The organism is Enterobacter sp. DVT3837 (genome assembly GCF_056238685.1).
Genome location: NZ_JBWDLA010000004.1, coordinates 106,769 through 126,627 on the forward strand (window position 1 = coordinate 106,769; position 19,859 = coordinate 126,627).

General features: G+C 58.4%; 24 protein-coding genes and 1 pseudogene. 21 read left to right on the forward strand and 4 right to left on the reverse strand.

Features of this window, described 5'->3' with window-relative positions:
- The first annotated feature begins 87 nt into the window (after nucleotides 1-87).
- Together AC0XWG_RS24995 and AC0XWG_RS25000 are read left to right on the forward strand one after the other, a co-directional pair.
- Nucleotides 88-1,362: an HNH endonuclease signature motif containing protein gene (locus AC0XWG_RS24995; protein ID WP_348552051.1), complete on the forward strand. Its 1,275-nt coding sequence runs from the start codon at nucleotides 88-90 to the stop codon at nucleotides 1,360-1,362.
- Nucleotides 1,359-1,748, forward strand: a complete 390-nt coding sequence (locus AC0XWG_RS25000; protein ID WP_348552052.1) for a hypothetical protein — start codon at nucleotides 1,359-1,361, stop codon at nucleotides 1,746-1,748. The genes AC0XWG_RS24995 and AC0XWG_RS25000 overlap by 4 nt, the downstream gene beginning before the upstream one ends.
- On the opposite strand, the gene merR is transcribed toward AC0XWG_RS25000, so the two are convergent.
- Entirely contained in the window at nucleotides 1,738-2,193 is a 456-nt protein-coding gene (gene merR / locus AC0XWG_RS25005; protein WP_001166628.1) for an Hg(II)-responsive transcriptional regulator, read from the reverse strand. The two genes, AC0XWG_RS25000 and merR, sit on opposite strands and share 11 nt — an antisense overlap.
- A gap of 71 nt (nucleotides 2,194-2,264) precedes the next feature.
- On the opposite strand from merR, the gene merT reads away from it, so the two are divergent.
- The 6 genes from merT to AC0XWG_RS25035 all read left to right on the forward strand — a co-directional run bounded on the left by merT (nucleotide 2,265) and on the right by AC0XWG_RS25035 (nucleotide 5,593).
- Nucleotides 2,265-2,630, forward strand: a complete 366-nt coding sequence (gene merT, locus AC0XWG_RS25010; protein ID WP_001294656.1) for a mercuric ion transporter MerT — start codon at nucleotides 2,265-2,267, stop codon at nucleotides 2,628-2,630.
- A 15-nt stretch (nucleotides 2,631-2,645) separates the two neighbouring features.
- The gene (merP, locus tag AC0XWG_RS25015; RefSeq protein ID WP_475681156.1) at nucleotides 2,646-2,921 is read left to right on the forward strand and encodes a mercury resistance system periplasmic binding protein MerP; all 276 of its coding nucleotides are present in this window, start codon (nucleotides 2,646-2,648) and stop codon (nucleotides 2,919-2,921) included.
- 71 nt (nucleotides 2,922-2,992) lie between these two features.
- Complete coding sequence (merA, locus tag AC0XWG_RS25020; RefSeq protein ID WP_475681157.1) at nucleotides 2,993-4,678, forward strand: mercury(II) reductase; 1,686 nt, start codon at nucleotides 2,993-2,995, stop codon at nucleotides 4,676-4,678.
- A 17-nt stretch (nucleotides 4,679-4,695) separates the two neighbouring features.
- Entirely contained in the window at nucleotides 4,696-5,061 is a 366-nt protein-coding gene (gene merD, locus AC0XWG_RS25025; RefSeq protein ID WP_001277466.1) for a mercury resistance co-regulator MerD, read from the forward strand.
- Entirely contained in the window at nucleotides 5,058-5,294 is a 237-nt protein-coding gene (merE, locus tag AC0XWG_RS25030; RefSeq protein ID WP_001087807.1) for a broad-spectrum mercury transporter MerE, read from the forward strand. Before merD ends, merE begins: the two co-directional genes overlap by 4 nt.
- A 65-nt stretch (nucleotides 5,295-5,359) precedes the next feature.
- The gene (locus tag AC0XWG_RS25035) at nucleotides 5,360-5,593 is read left to right on the forward strand and encodes a DUF3330 domain-containing protein (RefSeq protein WP_475681158.1); all 234 of its coding nucleotides are present in this window, start codon (nucleotides 5,360-5,362) and stop codon (nucleotides 5,591-5,593) included.
- 399 nt (nucleotides 5,594-5,992) lie between these two features.
- On the opposite strand, the gene AC0XWG_RS25040 is transcribed toward AC0XWG_RS25035, so the two are convergent.
- Complete coding sequence (locus AC0XWG_RS25040; RefSeq protein ID WP_475681159.1) at nucleotides 5,993-6,286, reverse strand: hypothetical protein; 294 nt, start codon at nucleotides 6,284-6,286, stop codon at nucleotides 5,993-5,995.
- A gap of 411 nt (nucleotides 6,287-6,697) precedes the next feature.
- On the opposite strand from AC0XWG_RS25040, the pseudogene AC0XWG_RS25045 reads away from it, so the two are divergent.
- From AC0XWG_RS25045 to AC0XWG_RS25095, 11 genes and pseudogenes are all read left to right on the forward strand, one after another.
- A pseudogene (locus tag AC0XWG_RS25045) lies at nucleotides 6,698-6,997 on the forward strand (Mu transposase C-terminal domain-containing protein); the annotation flags it as partial.
- A 364-nt stretch (nucleotides 6,998-7,361) separates the two neighbouring features.
- Entirely contained in the window at nucleotides 7,362-8,216 is an 855-nt protein-coding gene (locus AC0XWG_RS25050; protein WP_475681160.1) for a TniB family NTP-binding protein, read from the forward strand.
- Nucleotides 8,213-9,430 (forward strand): TniQ family protein, encoded by a 1,218-nt coding sequence (locus AC0XWG_RS25055; RefSeq protein ID WP_475681161.1) that lies wholly within the window; start codon nucleotides 8,213-8,215, stop codon nucleotides 9,428-9,430. The genes AC0XWG_RS25050 and AC0XWG_RS25055 overlap by 4 nt, the downstream gene beginning before the upstream one ends.
- Nucleotides 9,431-9,490: 60 nt before the next feature.
- Entirely contained in the window at nucleotides 9,491-10,105 is a 615-nt protein-coding gene (locus tag AC0XWG_RS25060; RefSeq protein WP_151605731.1) for a recombinase family protein, read from the forward strand.
- A 14-nt stretch (nucleotides 10,106-10,119) separates the two neighbouring features.
- Entirely contained in the window at nucleotides 10,120-10,482 is a 363-nt protein-coding gene (locus AC0XWG_RS25065) for a winged helix-turn-helix domain-containing protein (protein WP_151605732.1), read from the forward strand.
- Between the two features lie 144 nt (nucleotides 10,483-10,626).
- Nucleotides 10,627-11,397, forward strand: coding sequence for a molybdate ABC transporter substrate-binding protein (gene modA / locus AC0XWG_RS25070; RefSeq protein WP_151605733.1), 771 nt, complete (start codon nucleotides 10,627-10,629; stop codon nucleotides 11,395-11,397).
- A gap of 9 nt (nucleotides 11,398-11,406) precedes the next feature.
- Nucleotides 11,407-12,210: a sulfite exporter TauE/SafE family protein gene (locus tag AC0XWG_RS25075; protein WP_151605734.1), complete on the forward strand. Its 804-nt coding sequence runs from the start codon at nucleotides 11,407-11,409 to the stop codon at nucleotides 12,208-12,210.
- A 12-nt stretch (nucleotides 12,211-12,222) separates the two neighbouring features.
- Nucleotides 12,223-12,900 carry a molybdate ABC transporter permease subunit gene (modB, locus tag AC0XWG_RS25080; protein ID WP_151605735.1) on the forward strand — a complete coding sequence of 226 codons (678 nt, stop codon included), beginning with the start codon at nucleotides 12,223-12,225 and terminating at the stop codon, nucleotides 12,898-12,900.
- Between the two features lies 1 nt (nucleotide 12,901).
- Nucleotides 12,902-13,969: a molybdenum ABC transporter ATP-binding protein gene (gene modC / locus AC0XWG_RS25085; RefSeq protein ID WP_475681162.1), complete on the forward strand. Its 1,068-nt coding sequence runs from the start codon at nucleotides 12,902-12,904 to the stop codon at nucleotides 13,967-13,969.
- Between the two features lie 167 nt (nucleotides 13,970-14,136).
- Complete coding sequence (locus AC0XWG_RS25090) at nucleotides 14,137-14,775, forward strand: HAD-IC family P-type ATPase (protein ID WP_475681169.1); 639 nt, start codon at nucleotides 14,137-14,139, stop codon at nucleotides 14,773-14,775.
- A gap of 44 nt (nucleotides 14,776-14,819) precedes the next feature.
- A protein-coding gene (locus AC0XWG_RS25095; protein WP_475681163.1) for an IS3 family transposase occupies nucleotides 14,820-15,967 on the forward strand; the annotation gives its coding sequence in 2 pieces (ribosomal slippage) (nucleotides 14,820-15,057 and nucleotides 15,057-15,967; 1,149 coding nt in all).
- A 174-nt stretch (nucleotides 15,968-16,141) separates the two neighbouring features.
- Here AC0XWG_RS25095 and AC0XWG_RS25100 read toward each other — a convergent pair.
- Nucleotides 16,142-16,516, reverse strand: coding sequence for a cytochrome b562 (locus tag AC0XWG_RS25100; protein WP_013096889.1), 375 nt, complete (start codon nucleotides 16,514-16,516; stop codon nucleotides 16,142-16,144).
- A gap of 117 nt (nucleotides 16,517-16,633) precedes the next feature.
- Nucleotides 16,634-17,572: a cation diffusion facilitator family transporter gene (locus tag AC0XWG_RS25105; protein ID WP_001198019.1), complete on the reverse strand. Its 939-nt coding sequence runs from the start codon at nucleotides 17,570-17,572 to the stop codon at nucleotides 16,634-16,636.
- A 617-nt stretch (nucleotides 17,573-18,189) separates the two neighbouring features.
- On the opposite strand from AC0XWG_RS25105, the gene AC0XWG_RS25110 reads away from it, so the two are divergent.
- A complete protein-coding gene (locus AC0XWG_RS25110; protein WP_013087110.1) occupies nucleotides 18,190-19,158 on the forward strand; it encodes an IS5-like element IS903B family transposase in 969 nt (322 codons plus the stop codon).
- 36 nt (nucleotides 19,159-19,194) lie between these two features.
- A complete protein-coding gene (locus AC0XWG_RS25115) occupies nucleotides 19,195-19,845 on the forward strand; it encodes an IS6 family transposase (protein ID WP_317579756.1) in 651 nt (216 codons plus the stop codon).
- Nucleotides 19,846-19,859 lie beyond the last annotated feature (14 nt).

A 19,859-nucleotide genomic window follows, 5' to 3' on the forward strand; every position in this document is an offset into this window, starting at 1 on the left:
GGCAGAGCAGTTCTACAGTGAAGAAACAGCGGATCCTGAACCACGCAAATAACCGCCCCGGCGGTTACCGGGCAAGAGAGGCAATAAATGGGCAAGGGCAAACGAGCACGCGCAGCATCTAATGCGGCGCGTCATCCGAATACCACGGCCAAACAGATGATCCGCGAGCGCAACCAAATCGCTGACAGCATTGTTAAGGGATTACGCATAGCGCAGCAGGATGTCAGCAAGGTAATGACGAACGTGACTCACTTGCTGGCGGTGGGGATGACAAAAAGTGAAGTGGTCAGGGCTATGAATACAGATCCACTCGTTATCGCCTCCCGGGGAAGGGAAGTTGCTTACCGCGAAAAATTGGCTCGTATGGCCGCTCTTCGCCGTGAAAACAAAGAAAGAACAGCCCGCTCAAACCCGCACCACCTGCTGAAAAAGTCGAAAGGCAAGCAGACGCTAACAGCTAAACTGGATCCGTGGGTTGTTGCGCGTACAGCTTCCGGTGCCGAAGCCACTAAGCCCTTGACCTTTGGCACTGTCCAGGATACAGGCGAGCGTGTGACACCTCGTCAGGTGGAGGGCTTCAATCAGCGTAAGCTGGGCGGAACTGACACCCCCGCCGTCGCTATCAGGACCTATGATTTACCGATAGTCAAACCCAAAGCGGCCACCCAAACCGGTAAGCTGTCCGGCATTGAAGCGGCCATGAAGCGGATCCCCGCCGCGCAGCGTCATCAGTTTGCCTTGTTCGTGCATAAGCACCTCGCCAGTGGCATGACCGTACAGCAAATGGCCAAGCAGTTCTTGGGTAAACCGCTGGCCGAGCCCCTGAAGACCAGGCCTGCAGCCAACGAGACGGTAACTGTCCCGCAGGTAGTTAATGCTCCGGTTGAGGTTTCCGCACCGGAAGTGGTTGATATGGCCGTGCCCGTTGCGCTTCTGATGAAAGACATCACACCGCCCGAGCTGCGCGACGGTCGCGAGCTGAAAGGCGGCTCCTCCGAGCGCGTTGTCATGCAGCGCGACACGGCCATACAGGCAGAGTTTAGGGTATTGGTTCGCCAGAACTTTGGCGGCCGTTGTGCGGTGTCTGGTAAGCATCTGGGCGGCGTGCTGGAGGCTGCGCACATCGAAGGTGCAGATCTGGGTTGCTACAGCGTCGGCAACGGTATCCTGCTGTCGCCGACACTGCACAAGCTGTTTGACCGTCATTTGATGGGTGTTAACCCTGAAACACTGACTGTTCACTTTAAGCCAGGCATTGAGTTTGAAGAGTATGAAGGCCGCGTGATCATTCCCTTGATTTACAACCTGGACAAAGCGCATCTGGCCGTTCGCTGGGCCGAATACTTGAGCGGCACAAAGTGAAAGACGTTTTATACGCAGACTTGGCTAACGAACTGCGCAGCGCCACACGGCCAGCCATTGTGGTAATCGACAGTCTGTATTTCGACATGCCGGAGGTTGCCGAACGTCTTAAACAGGATGCGGGGATCGCGCCGTTATTCCTTAAGCTGGCCTTTAGCCCGTCCGAAAACGCACGCCAGAGGCAGCTGAATATCCTGGCAAAGATGGACGGCAAACCCGTGATCTTTGTTGAGCAGTATCCGCTGGCCGTTCACTGGGAATCTGGTTTGGCAGGCTTCCAGCTGCTTAACGAAGAAAAGAAAGCGATCCTTGACCGGATTCAGGCGGAAAACGAGTGGATCAGGGGTCGTCTCAGAATTCGGAAAATAAAGCACGCTAAGGCGTAGTCACCCCGTGACTCCCCCGCGCCGATGCAGCGAGCTTCGTTCCGTCTTGCAGTGACGCAATCAGCGGGCAGGAAACGTTCCCTTTCCGCGCATGGCAGGCGCACACCAGTTCAGACAGCACGGCCTCCATGCGTGCCAAGTCGGCCATCTTCTCGCGCACATCCTTGAGCTTGTGCTCGGCCAGGCCGCTGGCTTCCTCGCAATGGGTGCCATCCTCCAGCCGCAGTAGCTCGGCGATTTCGTCCAGGCTAAAGCCCAGCCGCTGGGCCGATTTCACGAACCGCACTCGTGTTACATCCGCCTCGCCATAGCGGCGAATGCTGCCATAGGGCTTGTCTGGCTCCGGCAGCAGGCCCTTGCGCTGGTAGAACCGGATGGTCTCCACATTGACCCCGGCCGCCTTGGCAAAAACGCCAATGGTCAGATTCTCAAAATTAATTTGCATATCGCTTGACTCCGTACATAACTACGGAAGTAAGCTTAAGCTATCCAAACCAAATTTGAAAGGACAAGCGTATGTCTGAACCACAAAAGTCTGAACCACAAAACGGGCGCGGCGCGCTCTTCGCCGGTGGGCTGGCCGCCATTCTTGCGTCGGCCTGCTGCCTGGGGCCGCTGGTTTTGATCGCCTTGGGGTTCAGCGGGGCATGGATCGGCAACCTGACGGTGCTGGAACCCTATCGCCCGATCTTCATCGGCGCAGCGCTGGTCGCGCTGTTTTTCGCCTGGCGGCGCATCTACCGCCCGGCGCAAGCCTGCAAACCGGGTGAGGTCTGCGCGATTCCCCAAGTGCGAGCTACTTACAAGCTCATTTTCTGGATCGTGGCCGCGCTGGTCCTGGTCTCGCTCGGATTTCCCTACGTCATGCCATTTTTCTATTAATCACAGGAGTTCATCATGAAAAAACTGTTTGCCGCCCTCGCCCTCGCTGCCGTTGTTGCCCCCGTGTGGGCCGCCACCCAGACCGTCACGCTGTCCGTACCGGGCATGACCTGCTCCACCTGCCCGATCACCGTCAAGAAGGCGATTTCCAAGGTCGAAGGCGTCAGCAAAATTGACGTGACCTTCGAGACACGCGAAGCGGTTGTCACGTTCGATGATGCCAAGACCAGCGTGCAGAAGCTGACCAAGGCCACCGAAGACGCAGGCTATCCGTCCAGCGTCAAGAAGTGAGGCACTGAAAACGGCAGCGCAGCACATCTGACGCCCTTGTCTGCTACCACAAACGAAAAAGGATCTGTCGCATGACCCATCTAAAAATCACCGGCATGACCTGCGACTCGTGCGCGGCGCACGTCAAGGAAGCGCTGGAAAAAGTACCCGGCGTCCAATCTGCCATAGTGTCCTATGCCAAGGGCGCGGCCCAGCTCGCCCTTGATCCAGGCACAGCGCCGGACGCACTGACCGCCGCCGTGGCTGGCCTGGGCTACAAAGCGATGCTCGCCGATGCCCCGCCGACCGACAACCGCACTGGGCTGTTCGACAAGGTGCGCGGCTGGATGGGTGCCGCCGACAAGGGCAGCGGCGGCGAGCGCCCGTTGCAAGTCGCCGTGATCGGCAGCGGTGGAGCCGCGATGGCGGCAGCACTGAAGGCCGTCGAGCAAGGCGCGCAGGTCACGCTGATTGAGCGCGGCACCATCGGCGGCACCTGCGTCAACGTCGGTTGTGTGCCGTCCAAGATCATGATCCGCGCCGCCCACATCGCCCATCTGCGCCGGGAAAGCCCATTCGACGGCGGCATGCCACCCACACCGCCGACGATCTTGCGCGAGCGGCTGCTGGCCCAGCAGCAGGCCCGTGTCGAAGAACTCCGTCATGCCAAGTACGAAGGCATCCTGGACGGCAATTCAGCCATCACCGTTCTGCACGGTGAAGCGCGTTTCAAGGACGACCAGAGCCTTATCGTTAGTTTGAACGAGGGTGGTGAGCGCGTCGTGATGTTCGACCGCTGCCTGGTCGCCACGGGTGCCAGTCCGGCCATGCCGCCGATTCCGGGCCTGAAAGAGTCACCCTACTGGACTTCGACCGAGGCCTTGGTCAGCGACACCATTCCCGAACGCCTGGCCGTCATCGGCTCGTCGGTGGTGGCGCTGGAACTGGCGCAAGCCTTCGCCCGGCTGGGTAGCCAGGTCACGATCCTTGCGCGCAGCACGCTGTTCTTCCGCGAAGACCCTGCCATCGGCGAGGCCGTCACAGCCGCCTTCCGTGCCGAAGGAATCAAGGTACTGGAACATACGCAAGCCAGCCAAGTCGCCCATGTGGACGGCGAATTCGTGCTGACCACTGGACAGGGCGAAGTGCGCGCCGACAAGCTGCTGGTCGCCACCGGCCGGACACCGAACACGCGCAGCCTGGCATTGGAAGCGGCGGGGGTAGCCGTCAATGCGCAGGGGGCCATCGTCATCGACAAGGGCATGCGCACCAGTAGCCCGAACATCTACGCGGCCGGCGACTGCACCGACCAGCCGCAGTTCGTCTATGTGGCGGCAGCGGCCGGCACTCGTGCGGCGATCAACATGACTGGCGGCGATGCGGCCCTGGACCTGACCGCAATGCCGGCCGTGGTGTTCACCGACCCGCAGGTCGCCACCGTGGGCTACAGCGAGGCGGAAGCACATCACGACGGGATCGAGACCGACAGTCGCACCTTGACCTTGGACAACGTGCCGCGTGCGCTTGCCAACTTCGACACACGCGGCTTCATCAAGCTGGTCATCGAGGAAGGTAGCGGACGGCTCATCGGCGTGCAAGCGGTGGCCCCGGAAGCGGGTGAACTGATCCAGACGGCGGTGCTCGCCATTCGCAACCGTATGACCGTGCAGGAACTGGCCGACCAATTGTTCCCCTACCTGACCATGGTCGAAGGGCTGAAGCTCGCGGCGCAGACCTTCAGCAAGGACGTGAAGCAGCTTTCGTGCTGCGCCGGATGAGGAAAAGGAGGTGTTCAATGAGCGCCTACACAGTGTCCCGGCTGGCCCTTGATGCCGGGGTGAGCGTGCATATCGTGCGCGACTACCTGCTGCGCGGATTGCTACGGCCGGTCGCGTACACCACGGGCGGCTACGGCTTGTTCGATGACACCGCGTTGCAACGGCTGCGCTTTGTACGGGCTGCCTTCGAAGCGGGTATCGGCCTGGACGCACTGGCGCGGCTGTGCCGGGCGCTGGATGCTGCGGACGGTGACGGTGCGTCTGCGCAGCTTGCCGTGTTGCGGCAACTCGTCGAGCGTCGGCGCGAGGCCCTGGCCAGCCTCGAAATGCAACTGGCCGCCATGCCAACCGAACCGGCACAGCACGCGGAGAGTCTGCCATGAACAGCCCAGAGCACTTGCCGTCTGAGACGCACAAACCGATCACCGGCTACTTGTGGGGCGCGCTGGCCGTGCTCACCTGTCCCTGCCATTTGCCGATTCTCGCCATTGTGCTAGCCGGCACGACGGCCGGCGCGTTCATCGGGGAGCACTGGGGTATTGCAGCCCTCACGCTGACCGGCTTGTTTGTCCTGTCTGTGACGCGGCTGCTGCGGGCCTTCAAGGGAAGATCATGACCGCTTCCCAGCCAGCCGAGAGTGGGCAGCTTTGAGCTTCGCTACCAATCTGGAGGAGTACCACCATGAACGCAAACGCCCCGAACACTGCCAGTTGCACCACCTGCTGCGTATGCTGCAAAGAAATTCCGCTCGATGCCGCCTTCACCCCGGAAGGCGCGGAATACGTCGAACATTTCTGCGGGCTGGATTGCTATGAACGCTTCCAGGCACGCGCCAAGGCCGCGACAGAATCTGACATTGCGCCTGTCCCTGGCTGTCATTTTCAGAAGACGACTGCACCAATCAACGAGACATGAAGCCTGCTGTGCATACGGCTCCTGACAGCCCGATATCAGGACTCCTCTGCACGAAACTCGTCTATGCTCAATACTCGTGTGCACCAAAGCGAGGCGAGCATGGCGACCGATACCGTACCGATTGCCGAGCGCGGCGTAGCCACCCTGTCAGAACAGGCATGGGAGCGTGCTCGCTGCCGCGCGGAGATCATTGGGCCGTTGGCGCAGTCGGAGACGGTCGGGCATGAAGCGGCCGACGCAGCAGCCCAGGCGCTGGGTCTGTCCCGGCGGCAGGTCTACGTCCTGATCCGCCGTGCCCGGCAAGGTTCGGGGCTGGTCACTGATTTGGCTCTTGGACAGTCGAGCGGTGGCAAAGGTAAAGGCCGCTTGCCGGAGTCGGTCGAACGAATCATCCGCGAGCTACTGCAAAAGCGCTTCCTGACCAAGCAGAAGCGCAGCTTGGCGGCGTTCCACCGTGAAGTTGCGCGGGTGTGCAAGCTGCAAAAGCTGCGGATGCCGGCGCGCAACACGGTCGCGTTGCGGATCGCCAGCCTTGATCCACTCAAGACCACTCGACTTCGGGAAGGCCAGGATGCGTCCCGCATCCTGCAAGGTGTTGGCGGTGTTCCTCCGCCAGTCTCCGCACCGCTGGAGCAGGTACAGATCGACCACACAGTCATCGACCTGATCGTGGTGGACGAGCGCGACCGGCAACCGATTGGCCGTCCGTACCTGACCCTCGCCATCGACGTGTTCACCCGCTGCGTGGTTGGCATGGTGGTCACGTTAGAAGCGCCATCTGCCGTCTCGGTCGGCCTGTGCCTCGCACACGCCGGTTGCGACAAGCGCCCTTGGTTGGAAAGGTTGGACGTGGAAATGGACTGGCCGATGAGCGGCAAGCCCGCGCTGCTCTACCTGGACAACGCGGCCGAATTCAAGAGCGAGGCGCTACGCCGTGGCTGCGAGCAGCATGGCATCCGGTTGGACTATCGGCCTCTCGGGCAGCCGCACTATGGCGGCATCGTGGAACGGATCATCGGCACGGCGATGCAAATGATCCACGACGAATTGCCGGGGACGACCTTCTCCAACCCTGACCAGCGCGGGGAATACGCCTCCGAGAAGATGGCCGCCCTGACACTGCGCGAGCTGGAACGCTGGCTCGCATTGGCGGTTGGCACCTATCACGGCTCCGTGCACAACGGCCTGCTCCAACCGCCGGCCGCACGCTGGGCCGAAGCTGTCGCGCGTACCGGCGTTCCAACCGTCATCACTCGCACCACGGCTTTTCTGGTCGATTTCCTGCCCGTCCTCCGCCGCACCCTGACCCGCACTGGCTTCGTCATCGACCACATCCACTACTACGCCGATGCGCTCAAGCCGTGGATAGCTCGGCGCGACCGCCTGCCTGCGTTCCTGATCCGGCGCGACCCACGCGACATCAGCCGCATTTGGGTGCTGGAGCCGGAGGGGCAGCACTATCTGGAAATTCCATACCGTACCTTGTCGCACCCGGCTGTCACCCTCTGGGAACAACGGCAGGCGCTGGCGAAATTGCGGCAGCAAGGGCGCGAACAGGTGGATGAGTCGGCGCTGTTCCGCATGATCGGGCAGATGCGCGAAATCGTGACCACTGCGCAGAAAGCCACGCGCAAGGCGCGGCGCGACGCGGATCGACGCCAGCATCTCAAGTCAACGGAACAACCTGTCAAAACCACGCCACCAGCGGACACGGACATGGCAGACCCGCAGGCGGACAACCAGCCACCTGCTGCCGGCGGCCCAGGGCTTGGCCCGTCTCCCGGCGGACGAGCGCATCCATCGCCTTCGCGCCGACCGCTGGATCGGCTATCCGCGAGCAGTCGAGGCGTTGAACCGGCTGGAAGCCCTGTATACGTGGCCAAACAAACAACGCATGCCCAACCTGCTGTTGGTCGGTCCAACCAACAACGGCAAGTCGATGATCGTCGAGAAGTTCCGCCGCGCCCACCCGGCCAGCTCCGACGCCGACCAGGAGCACATCCCGGTATTGGTCGTGCAGATGCCGTCCGAGCCATCGGTGATCCGCTTCTACGTCGCGCTGCTCGCGGCGATGGGAGCACCATTGCGACCGCGCCCACGGCTGCCGGAAATAGAGCAACTGGCGCTGACACTGCTGCGCAAGCTCGGTGTGCGTTTGCTGGTGATCGACGAGCTGCACAACGTCCTGGCCGGCAACAGCGTCAACCGCCGGGAATTCCTCAACCTGCTGCGCTTCCTCGGCAACGAATTGCGCATCCCGCTGGTCGGTGTGGGCACACACGACGCCTACCTGGCCATCCGCTCGGATGACCAGTTGGAAAATCGCTTCGAGCCGATGATGCTGCCGGTGTGGGAGGCCAACGACGATTGCTGTTCACTGCTGGCCAGCTTCGCGGCTTCGCTCCCGCTGCGGCGACCTTCGTCGATTGCCACGCTGGACATGGCTCGCTACCTGCTCACGCGCAGCGAGGGCAAAATTGGCGAGCTGGCGCACCTATTGATGGCGGCGGCCGTGGCCGCCGTGGAGAGTGGTGAGGAAGCGATCAACCACCGCACGCTCAGCATGGCCGATTACACCGGTCCCAGCGAGCGGCGGCGGCAATTCGAGCGGGAACTGATGTGAAGCCAGCGCCACGCTGGCCACTGCATCCGGCACCCAGGGAAGCCGAAGCCCTGTCTTCGTGGCTCAACCGCGTGGCCCTTTGCTATCACATGGAAGTGTCCGAGCTGCTGGAGCACGATCTTGGTCACGGCCAGGTTGATGACCTGGACACCGCGCCACCACTGGCGCTGCTGGCGATGCTCTCCCAGCGGAGCGGTATCGAGCTGGATCGGCTGCGCTGCATGAGTTTCGCCGGCTGGGTGCCTTGGCTACTGGACAGCCTTGATGATCAGATTCCAGCCGCATTGGAAACCTATGCGTTCCAGCTCTCGGTACTGCTGCCGAGACTCCGCCGTAAGACGCGATCCATCACGAGCTGGCGTGCCTGGCTGCCCACCCAACCGATACACCGCGCCTGTCCGCTCTGCCTGAACGATCCGGAGAACCAAGCCGTACTGCTCGCGTGGAAGCTGCCCCTGATGCTGAGCTGCCCACTGCATGGCTGCTGGCTGGAATCCTATTGGGGCGTGCCAGGGCGGTTTCTCGGCTGGGAGAACGCCGACGCCGAACCGCGCACTGCCAGCGACGCGATTGCGGCGATGGACCAGCGTACCTGGCAGGCACTGACGACCGGCCACGTGGAGTTGCCGCGCCGACGCATCCACGCCGGATTGTGGTTTAGGCTGCTACGCACGCTGCTCGATGAGCTGAACACCCCGCTTTCGACGTGCGGCACCTACGCGGGGTATCTCCGCCAAATCTGGGAATGCTGCGGGCATCCGCTGCGTGCTGGGCAAAGTCTGTGGCGACCGTATGAAACCCTGAACCCGGCAGTACGGTTGCAGATGCTGGAGGCGGCGGCAACGGCAATCAGCTTGATTGAGGTGAGGGATATAAGCCCGCCAGACGAGCACGCAAAGCTATTCTGGTCCGAGCCCCAAACCGGGTTCACCAGTGGCCTGCCGGCGAAAGCGCCGAAGCCCGAACCCGTCGATCACTGGCAGCGTGCAATCCAGGCCATTGATGAGGCCATCATTGAAGCACGACACAACCCCGAGACGGCACGCTCGCTGTTCGCGTTGGCTTCCTATGGTCGGCGCGACCCCGCTTCCTTGGAACAGTTGCGCGCCACCTTCGCGAAGGAAGGCATCCCCCCGGAATTTCTGTCACATTATGAGCCTAGCCTACCCTTTGCATGCCTTAGACAGAATGACGGGTTAAGTGACAAATTTTGACGTGCAGAGCTTCCCGATGCAAACTGTCACATAATCGAACGTATATGTGACAGGTGCGAGATGTTGATCGGCTACATGCGGGTATCGAAGGCGGACGGCTCCCAGGCGACCGACTTGCAGCGTGACGCGCTGATCGCGGCCGGCGTCGATGCGGCGCATCTGTATGAGGATCAGGCATCGGGCAAGCGCGAGGATCGCCCCGGCTTGGCGAGCTGTCTGAAGGCGCTGCGGTCGGGGGATACGCTGATGGTGTGGAAGCTCGACCGGCTAGGGCGCGACCTGCGGCATCTCATCAACACCGTGCACGACCTGACCGGGCGCGGCGTCGGCCTCAAGGTGCTGACTGGCCACGGCGCGGCTATCGACACCACGACCGCCGCCGGCAAGCTGGTCTTCGGCATCTTCGCGGCGCTGGCCGAGTTCGAGCGCGAGCTGATCGCCGAGCGCACGGTAGCGGGGCTGGCCTCGGCGCGGGCACGGGGCCGCAAAGGCGGACGCCCTTTCAAGATGACGGCGGCCAAGCTGCGGCTGGCGATGGCAGCGATGGGGCAGCCGGAAACCAAGGTCGGTGACCTGTGCCAGGAACTCGGCATCACGCGACAGACTTTGTACCGACATATCTCTCCAAAGGGTGAGTTGCGCCCAGATGGGCAGAGACTGCTGGCCAAAATTTGAATCGCCTCTGATATATGACTTCCAAGAAAAACAAGCCGTGCGCTGTCCTCGTGCGACCACGCATCTACATCGGCGACGGGATCGCCATCGGTCCCGGCAAGATCGACCTGCTGCGGGCCGTTGGCGAAACCCGCTCCATTGCGGCAGCGGCCCGTTCGCTCGGCTTGCCCTACAAGCGTGCCTGGTTGCTGATCGACTCCCTCAATGAAGGGTTTGGCCGCCCGGTTGTCGAAACCGCGACTGGCGGCAAAGGCGGTGGTGGCGCATCCCTGACACCACTCGGGCAACAGCTCATCGAGCGTTACGACGCCCTGGAAACCAGTCTCAACGCCAGTGCAGGCAAGGAACTGCAAGCCCTGCGCGACCTGGCGAACTGATCCATTCTTGATTTCGGTTATGGCTTGGCATGGATGCTGCTGTATGCTTATCGTTATGTCTTTTTTGACCTAACGATGTGGTGAACCCGACAAATGCCGTTCAGCGGGTTCTTGTGCCATGACCCGATGAAAAGGAACCCGCCCATGAAACTCCTGCGCCCCTTATTGCTCGCTTGCTCACTGCTGTTCGCGGCGACGGCCCACGCCGAGAAAGTCACCGTCGCGGCGGCGGCCGACCTCAAGTTCGCGATGGACGAGATCGTCGCCACCTTCAAGAAGGCCAACCCGGCCGACGAAGTGGAGGTCATCTACGGCTCGTCTGGCAAGTTCCACACGCAGATTCAGCAGGGTGCGCCCTATGACCTGTATTTCTCGGCCGACATCGGTTTCCCGCGTGAGCTGGCCAAGGCGGGCTTCGCTGCCTCCGATGTCAAGCCCTATGCCTTCGGCCGCATCGTGCTGTGGAGCGCGGGCATGGACGCCAGCAAGATGACGCTGGCCAGCCTGACCGACCCCAAGATCGCCCGCATCGCCATCGCTAACCCCAAGCACGCCCCCTACGGCAAACGGGCCGAGGAATCCTTGCGCGCCGCAGGACTGTGGGAGAAGGTAGAACCCAAACTGGTCTATGGCGAGAACATCGCCCACACCGCGCAATTCGTGCAGACCGGCAATGCTCAGGTCGGCATCATCGCCCTGGCCCTGGCGGTCAATCCCGAGCTGGCCAAGCGCGGCGGCTACTGGCTCATCCCCGACAACCTGCATGAGCCGCTGGAACAGGGTTTCATCATCACCAAGCGTGCCGAAGGCAGTGCCTTGGCCAAACGGTTCGCTGATTACATGGGCAGCAAACCGGCTCGTGCCGTGATGACCAAATACGGTTTCGTCCTGCCGGGCGAAGCCGTCAGCAAGTAGGATGCGGCCATGAGCGTACCTGCCCGCAACGGGCAAGGCTTCGTCGCCGGTTCCATGATCGGCACGCTCGGCGGCCTGATCGGCCTCGGCGGGGCTGAATTCCGCCTGCCGGTGCTGGTCGGCGTATTCCGCCTTGGCACCTTGGAGGCCGTCATCCTCAACAAGGCCATGAGCCTGGTCGTGGTCGCCGCCGCGCTGCTGTTCCGGGGCGGCACGATTGCGCCGGGCACGCTGGCCGATCACCTCGACGTGGTGCTGAACCTACTTGCGGGCAGTCTTGTCGGGGCCTGGTGGGCGGCAGGCCATGCCATCACCCTGTCACGCCAGTGGCTCAACCGCATCATCCTGGTTCTGCTGGTCGCCTTGTCCCTGGTCATGCTCTCGGAAGCCTGGGCCGGTGTGCATGAGGGCAGCACGCCGCTCATCGAAGCCGGGCCGCTGCGCTTTGTGGCCGGATTGATTGCTGGCCTGGGTATCGGCATGGTCGCCGCGCTGCTGGGTGTGGCCGGTGGCGAATTGCTGATTCCCGCCATCGTGCTGCTCTACGGTCTGGACATCAAGCTCGCCGGCAGCCTGTCGCTGATGGTCAGCCTGCCGACCATGATCGTCGGCTTCGCCCGTTACACCCGCGCCGACGCTTTCCAGGTGCTGCGCGAGGAAAGGCCGCTGATGGGCTGGATGGTGGGTGGCTCAATCCTTGGCGCGGCCATCGGCGGGCTGCTGCTTGGCCTGGTGCCGACCGGCTGGCTGATGGGGTTGCTCGGTGTTGTCCTGATGGTCTCGGCCATCAAGACCTTCCAGCACGCACATTGAACGGGAGGGAACATGCTGACCGATAGTGATCTGCAAGCCCTCTGGCTGACCGTGCGCTTGGCAGGAATCGTCACCCTGATCCTGCTGCTGGTCGGCACCCCCATCGCCTGGTGGCTCGCCCGCACCAAGGCGTGGTGGAAGGGGCCAATTGGCGCGGTGGTCGCGCTGCCGCTCGTGTTGCCTCCCTCGGTGCTGGGCTTTTACCTGCTGCTGGCGATGGGGCCGAACGGCCCGGTCGGCCAGCTCACGCAGGCGCTGGGCCTGGGGCCGTTGCCTTTCACCTTCTGGGGTCTGGTCATCGCCTCCGTCTTCTACTCGTTGCCCTTCATGGTGCAACCGCTGCAAACAGCCTTCGAGGCCGTGGGCGACCGACCGCTGGAAGTGGCCGCCACGCTGCGTGCTTCGCCACTGGATGCTTTCTTCACCGTGGCGGTGCCGCTGGCCGCGCCGGGTTTCCTGACGGCCTCGATCCTGACCTTCGCCCACACGGTCGGTGAGTTCGGCGTCGTGCTGATGATCGGTGGCAACCTGCCGGGCGTCACACGGGTTGCCTCGGTACAGATTTACGACCATGTGGAAGCGCTGGAATACATGCAGGCGCACCGCCTCGCGGCGGTCATGCTGATCTTCTCCTTCTTGGTGCTGCTGGCCCTGTATGCCTGGCGGCCCAACCCGAAGAAGGGAGGCTGAGATGGCGGGCATCGATGCTTGCTTCCGGCTCGACTGGCCGGGTTTCTCCCTTGACGTGGATCTCAAGCTGCCCGGCCGGGGCGTCACCGCCCTGTTCGGCCATTCCGGTTCCGGCAAGACCACACTGCTGCGCTGCATTGCCGGTCTGGAACGCGCACCGCACGGGCGGCTCGCCGTCGATGGCGAGTTGTGGCAGGACGCCGGGCGCTGGGTGCCAACCCACCAGCGGCCCATCGGCTACGTGTTCCAGGAGGCCAGCCTGTTCGCGCATCTCACAGTGATGGGCAATCTGCGCTACGGCATGAAGCGCAACGGCGAGGCACAGCGGGTTAGCCTCGACCACGCCATCGCGCTGCTGGGCATCGGGCATCTGCTCGACCGCAAGCCGGATCGCCTCTCCGGTGGCGAACGTCAGCGAGTGAGTATCGCCCGCGCCCTGGCGGTCAGCCCGCGCCTGTTGCTGATGGATGAGCCGCTGGCCGCGCTCGACTTGAAGCGCAAACAGGAAATCTTGCCCTACCTGGAACGGCTGCACGACGAGCTGGATATTCCGGTGCTCTACGTCAGCCACTCGCCTGATGAGGTCGCCAGGCTGGCCGATTACCTGGTGGCGATGGAGGGCGGCCGGGTGCTGGCCAGCGGGCTGCTGGCTGAGACTCTGGCCCGCCTCGACTTGCCGATCTGGCTAGGTGAGGACGCTGGTGCGATCCTCGACGGCACCGTCGGTGAGGTCGATAGCGAGTGGCATTTGGCGCGGGTGGACTTTGACGGCGGCAGCCTGTGGGCACGCGACCAGGGATTGTCTGTGGGCCGCCGCGTTCGAGTTCGTGTGCTGGCACGCGATGTGAGCCTGGCCAGCGAACCAGGCACCAGCAGCATCCAGAACCTACTGCGCGGGCAGATCGATGCCGTCGGCGACGATGAGCACCCTGGTTTGGCGCTCGTGCGTGTCCGAGTTGGTAATTCTGTAATGTTGGCGCGGCTTACCAAGCGGGCAATGGCTGCACTGGATATCAGCAAAGGCCGCGATGTGTGGGTGCAGGTGAAGTCGGTTGCCTTGCTGGAGTAATGCTCCCAACGCTACCCGCAGCACTTGCGTTGCTGCCGGCTCGGTGGACAGGGCACCGAGCCACGCCAAAGGCTGACAGGGACTGGCGCTGCCCGCTCCAGAGTGTTCAAGGGTAGTGAAAGCGACTCCTGATATTTCGTGCAGTCGCCTTCTAAAAATGACAAAAAATCAACGATCAGCAAGTATGTATTGGTACATTGGATTTTGTTCTGAGCCACGCCAGAAGTGGTAGCTGGTTTGAGTCCGCACGTCAGCGCTTGTTCATTGAAAATGTGACGGTAGTTGCGATCGCAATTGATGCGGAGTTGGTCGGCTGGCTATTGCTCTCTGATCAGTTACGGCTGGAAACACCAAGAGCTTTGCGCATGTTGCGAAAAGCCGGTGTGCGCGAGATAGTTATGCTGACAGGGGACAGGCAGGAAGTGGCGGACAGTATTGGTACAGGCCTTGGTGTCGATCGTGTTCTGGCTGAACTGACTCCGGAGATGAAACTGGCGCATATATTAGATGCCTCAGACTCTTTTTGCACGATGATGGTTGGTGACGGGGTAAATGATGCCCCGGCACTTGCAGCAGCTGGGGTCGGAGTCGCAATGGGGGCAAGGGGAACCGCTGCGGCAGCAGAAAGTGCTGATATCGTACTGCTGACAGATCAGTTAGACCGATTGGTTGATGCCAGACAAATAGCCAGACTTTCCATGCGTATCGCCACACAAAGTGTCTTGCTCGGAATGGGGTTATGTTGCATAGCTATGGTTATTGCAGCCCTTGGTATGTTACCACCGTTTGAATCGCCACGGGTTTAACAGACACCTCAGAGTCATTTAAGATGGCTTAAAGAGAGGTGCCCATGAGCGGTAAGCGTTATCCCGAAGAGTTTAAAACTGAAGCAGTCAAACAGGTTGTTGATCGTGGTTATTCTGTTTCCAGCGTGGCAACACGTCTCGATATCACCACCCACAGCCTTTACGCCTGGATAAAGAAGTACGGTCCGGATTCCTCCACTCATAAAGAACAGTCAGATGCTCAGACCGAGATCCGCCGTCTCCAGAAAGAGCTGAAGCGGGTTACTGACGAACGGGACATATTAAAAAAAGCCGCGGCGTACTTCGCAAAACTGTCCGACTGAGGTACGCCTTTATCCGTGACAACGCCCGTTGCTGGCCTGTTCGCCTGCTCTGTCGGGTGCTGGATGTTCATCCCAGTGGCTTTTACGCCTGGCTTCAGCAGCCGCATTCACAACGCCATCGGGCAGACCTGAGACTGACAGGACAGATTAAACAGTTCTGGCTGGAATCGGGATGCGTCTATGGTTATCGCAAGATCCATCTGGATCTGCGGGACAGCGGGCAACAGTGCGGAGTCAACAGAGTCTGGCGACTGATGAAACGTGTCGGGATAAAGGCTCAGGTCGGATACCAGAGCCCGCGGGCACGTAAAGGCGAGGCCAGTATCGTGTCGCCCAACAGGCTCCAGCGACAGTTCAATCCGGATGCTCCGGATGAGCGTTGGGTAACCGACATAACCTATATCAGGACCCACGAAGGCTGGCTGTATCTTGCTGTGGTTGTTGATCTGTTCTCACGCAAAATTATCGGCTGGTCCATGCAATCCCGGATGACAAAGGACATTGTCCTGAACGCACTGCTGATGGCTGTATGGCGGCGTAATCCCCAAAAACAGGTGCTGGTTCATTCGGATCAGGGCAGTCAGTACACAAGCCATGAGTGGCAGTCGTTCCTGAAATCACACGGCCTGGAGGGCAGCATGAGCCGTCGCGGTAACTGCCATGATAATGCGGTCGCAGAAAGCTTTTTCCAGTTGTTGAAACGCGAACGGATAAAGAAAAAGATCTACGGAACGCGGGAAGAAGCCCGCAGTGATATTTTTGATTACATCGAAATGTTTTATAACAGTAAGCGTCGGCATGGTTCTAGCGATCAGATGTCACCGACAGAATATGAAAACCAGTATTATCAACGGCTCGGAAGTGTCTAGATTATCCGTGGCGATTCAGTTACCCCAACATTTTTATATGTATTTTGCAGATAAGATAACGTTGTGAAATTTCCTCACCAGTGCATAGCTATCTGCTTGATTACAGGCACGTGTATCATGTCAGTTCAGGGATATCTTTCCAGCATATCTACCTTCACCGAATAATTCCCGGTCTCAGTCAACACCTAGTTTATTGTGGTATTTTCTCATCAGACTGCCTAGTTTCTGTGCTGCAATTTTCCCGGCGTCAAGACCTTCCTTCTCAGCGGTACTTTCAACGGCAGTTACCTCATCAATTAGAAGTGACATGCCTGCAACATACGTTTCCCTGTCATACCCTTCTACAGGGCTGTTCAGGATGGACTCTGCTGTTGCTTTCAGTTCCCGCATATCTTTCCTGAAGGATGTAACGTCCTCCTCCTTAAGTGCTGCGCGGTAGCTTTTATTCATCATCTTCATGGCATGTTCAACACCGTCAGAACCAGCCATTACACAGGGGGATAAAAGAAGGGTGGCTCCTATCACAACAGTACGCATAATTTTTCTCATAATAGCCTCCATATTGTTTACTCTCGTTTTCACAGTCAGAAGGGGTAATATTGCGCAAAAAAATAATCCCTTCCCAATCTTCTCAAAAAACAGCAGCATTCATATTATTTTTCAGGATTATTTGCCCCCGCAACCAGGACTATTATCACCTTTAAAATAAGGGTCAACATGTGTCATAACATTTAAAACATGATGATTATCTAAAACTGATTTCCTGGCCAAAACAGCAATGTCATGTCCTACTTTCACTGATAAATCACCATCAATTTCCAGATGAACATCAACCACAACAAGGTCCCCCATTTTTCTGGTCTTGAGGTCATGGATGCCTTCGACCCCAGGCGTGGACAATAATGTTGTTTTTATACTATTTTCAGTTTCAATATCCACGGCCCTGTCCATCAAGTCATGAAGCGAATCTGACATAAATGAATATCCCATTCTGGTCACAATCAGTCCCACAACCAGTGCAGCTACCGGATCAAGCAATTTAAACCCTGATAAACTACCAATAATACCAATAGCCACCACCAAAGATGAGGCGGCATCAGAGCGGGCATGCCAGGCATTGGCAACCAGCATAGTGGATTTTACTCGGGTTGCTACTGCCAGCATATAGCGAAAAAGAAGCTCTTTGATAACCAGTGCGGCTAAGGCCACCCACAGAGCAACAATATGTACCTGAGGAATATCATCTGGTTGTTGCATTTTATTTGCTGCTGACCATAACATCCCGATGCCAACAATGAATAAAATTGTCCCCAGAATTAATGATGCACCATTTTCATAACGATGATGCCCGTAGTGATGGTCATCATCGGGATTTTTTTTACTTTTATGATTAGCAATAAGCACCACAAAGTCTGAAACTAAATCAGACAGAGAATGGATACCATCCGCAATAAGCCCCTGAGATCCGGAAAATACGCCAGTAATCACTTGCCCGGATGTCAGAAAACAATTAACAAGCACACTAACCCATGTGCTTTTACGGGCCGCGAGGAAACGCTCATGAGAACTAATATCAATATCATCCGTAAGTTTGTTTACCTGCACCTGAAACTCCTAATAACAGCATCTACAGTTAATACTAAGCAGCCAATACTACCCGGCCAAGTTCAGTTTTGGTATATGAAATTTTGAGGTACTGTGGTGAAAATATAAAAATGGTGAGATTTATTCCTGTAAAGACCGCGCCATGGTGGCGATAACATCTATTTATCATAACGCCTGAACATTAATTTATTCTGAACAGAAGAGAGAAGAAAAGTTGACAGTTATCACAACTATACACTTACGCCCAGTGTGGATGGGTTCAACAAACTAAAATTGCAAACCCGATTAACTGAGGAATTGAGCGCTCTCGAAGAGGAGTTGCTTTCGGGTAGCTGTCAACCATTGCAAAATGGTAAACAACATCCTTTGGGTCCCCAACTGTGTGGCCACTGTAGTGACTGTGGTGGGTGATAGAACTGGTCACATTGATGCCAGACTTTTTCGTGCCGCATGTATGGCACACTGAATTTGATTAAGACCTGCTGAAATGAAACCGGAGTGCTTCAGCTACAGAAACTGACCAAATCGTATACCCCAAGCAAGATCTGAATACCATCCGAACAATATCTCTTTTAGGTATACCTGGGCTTTGTTGAATAAATCGAACTTTTGCTGAGTTGAAGGATCAGATCACGTATCTTCCCGACAATGCAGACCGTTCCGTGGCAAAGCAAAAGTTCAAAATCACCAACTGGCCCACCTACAATAAAGCCCTCATCAACCGTGGCTCCATAACTTTCTGGCTGGATGATGAAGCTATTCAGGCCTGGTATGAGTCAGCAACACCTTCTTCACGAGGCAGACCTCAGCGCTATTCTGACCTTGCCATCACTACTGTGCTGGTCATTAAACGCGTATTCAGGCTGACCCTGCGGGCTGCGCAGGGCTTTATTGATTCCATTTTTTCTCTGATGAACGTTCCGCTACGCTGCCCGGATTACAGCTGTGTCAGCAGGCGGGCAAAGTCGGTTAATGTCAGTTTCAAAACGCCCACCCGGGGTGAAATCGCACACCTGGTAATTGATTCCACCGGGCTGAAGGTCTTCGGTGAAGGCGAGTGGAAAGTCAAAAAGCATGGCCAGGAACGCCGCCGTATCTGGCGTAAGCTGCATCTCGCCGTTGACAGTAAAACACATGAAATCATCTGCGCTGACCTGTCGCTGAACAACGTTACGGACTCAGAGGCCTTCCCCGGGTTAATCCGGCAAACCCACCGGAAAATCAGGTCAGCCGCCGCCGATGGCGCTTACGATACCCGGCTATGTCACGATGAACTGCGGCGTAAGAAAATCAGCGCGCTTATCCCTCCCCGAAAAGGTGCGGGTTACTGGCCCGGTGAATATGCAGACCGTAACCGTGCAGTGGCTAATCAGCGAATGACCGGGAGTAATGCGCGGTGGAAATGGACAACAGATTACAACCGTCGCTCGATAGCGGAAACGGCGATGTACCGGGTAAAACAGCTGTTCGGGGGTTCACTGACGCTGCGTGACTACGATGGTCAGGTTGCGGAGGCTATGGCCCTGGTACGAGCGCTGAACAAAATGACGAAAGCAGGTATACCTGAAAGCGTGCGTATTGCCTGAAAACACAACCCGCTACGGGGGAGACTTACCCGAAATCTGATTTATTCAACAAAGCCCATCAGTTACCGTGAGCTGCAGGAGATGCTGGCTGAACGCGGAGTGAATGTCGATCACTCCACGATTTACCGCTGGGTTCAGCGTTATGCGCCTGAAATGGAAAAACGGCTGCGCTGGTACTGGCGTAACCCTTCCGATCTTTGCCCGTGGCACATGGATGAAACCTACGTGAAGGTCAATGGCCGCTGGGCGTATCTGTACCGGGCCGTCGACAGCCGGGGCCGCACTGTCGATTTTTATCTCTCCTCCCGTCGTAACAGCAAAGCTGCATACCGGTTTCTGGGTAAAATCCTCAACAACGTGAAGAAGTGGCAGATCCCGCGATTCATCAACACGGATAAAGCGCCCGCCTATGGTCGCGCGCTTGCTCTGCTCAAACGCGAAGGCCGGTGCCCGTCTGACGTTGAACACCGACAGATTAAGTACCGGAACAACGTGATTGAATGCGATCATGGCAAACTGAAACGGATAATCGGCGCCACGCTGGGATTTAAATCCATGAAGACGGCTTACGCCACCATCAAAGGTATTGAGGTGATGCGTGCACTACGCAAAGGCCAGGCCTCAGCATTTTATTATGGTGATCCCCTGGGCGAAATGCGCCTGGTAAGCAGAGTTTTTGAAATGTAAGGCCTTTGAATAAG

What these genes read in the sequence shown, in the direction of transcription:
- AC0XWG_RS24995 (WP_348552051.1), top strand. Translation starts at nt 88, where the DNA reads ATGGGCAAGGGCAAACGAGCACGCGCAGCATCTAATGCGGCGCGTCAT.
- merT (WP_001294656.1), top strand. Translation starts at nt 2,265, where the DNA reads ATGTCTGAACCACAAAAGTCTGAACCACAAAACGGGCGCGGCGCGCTC.
- AC0XWG_RS25060 (WP_151605731.1), top strand. Translation starts at nt 9,491, where the DNA reads ATGTTGATCGGCTACATGCGGGTATCGAAGGCGGACGGCTCCCAGGCG.
- merE (WP_001087807.1), top strand. Translation starts at nt 5,058, where the DNA reads ATGAACAGCCCAGAGCACTTGCCGTCTGAGACGCACAAACCGATCACC.
- modA (WP_151605733.1), top strand. Translation starts at nt 10,627, where the DNA reads ATGAAACTCCTGCGCCCCTTATTGCTCGCTTGCTCACTGCTGTTCGCG.
- AC0XWG_RS25065 (WP_151605732.1), top strand. Translation starts at nt 10,120, where the DNA reads ATGACTTCCAAGAAAAACAAGCCGTGCGCTGTCCTCGTGCGACCACGC.
- merR (WP_001166628.1), bottom strand. Translation starts at nt 2,193, where the DNA reads ATGCAAATTAATTTTGAGAATCTGACCATTGGCGTTTTTGCCAAGGCG.
- AC0XWG_RS25075 (WP_151605734.1), top strand. Translation starts at nt 11,407, where the DNA reads ATGAGCGTACCTGCCCGCAACGGGCAAGGCTTCGTCGCCGGTTCCATG.
- merP (WP_475681156.1), top strand. Translation starts at nt 2,646, where the DNA reads ATGAAAAAACTGTTTGCCGCCCTCGCCCTCGCTGCCGTTGTTGCCCCC.
- merD (WP_001277466.1), top strand. Translation starts at nt 4,696, where the DNA reads ATGAGCGCCTACACAGTGTCCCGGCTGGCCCTTGATGCCGGGGTGAGC.
- merA (WP_475681157.1), top strand. Translation starts at nt 2,993, where the DNA reads ATGACCCATCTAAAAATCACCGGCATGACCTGCGACTCGTGCGCGGCG.
- modC (WP_475681162.1), top strand. Translation starts at nt 12,902, where the DNA reads ATGGCGGGCATCGATGCTTGCTTCCGGCTCGACTGGCCGGGTTTCTCC.
- AC0XWG_RS25035 (WP_475681158.1), top strand. Translation starts at nt 5,360, where the DNA reads ATGAACGCAAACGCCCCGAACACTGCCAGTTGCACCACCTGCTGCGTA.
- modB (WP_151605735.1), top strand. Translation starts at nt 12,223, where the DNA reads ATGCTGACCGATAGTGATCTGCAAGCCCTCTGGCTGACCGTGCGCTTG.
- AC0XWG_RS25100 (WP_013096889.1), bottom strand. Translation starts at nt 16,516, where the DNA reads ATGAGAAAAATTATGCGTACTGTTGTGATAGGAGCCACCCTTCTTTTA.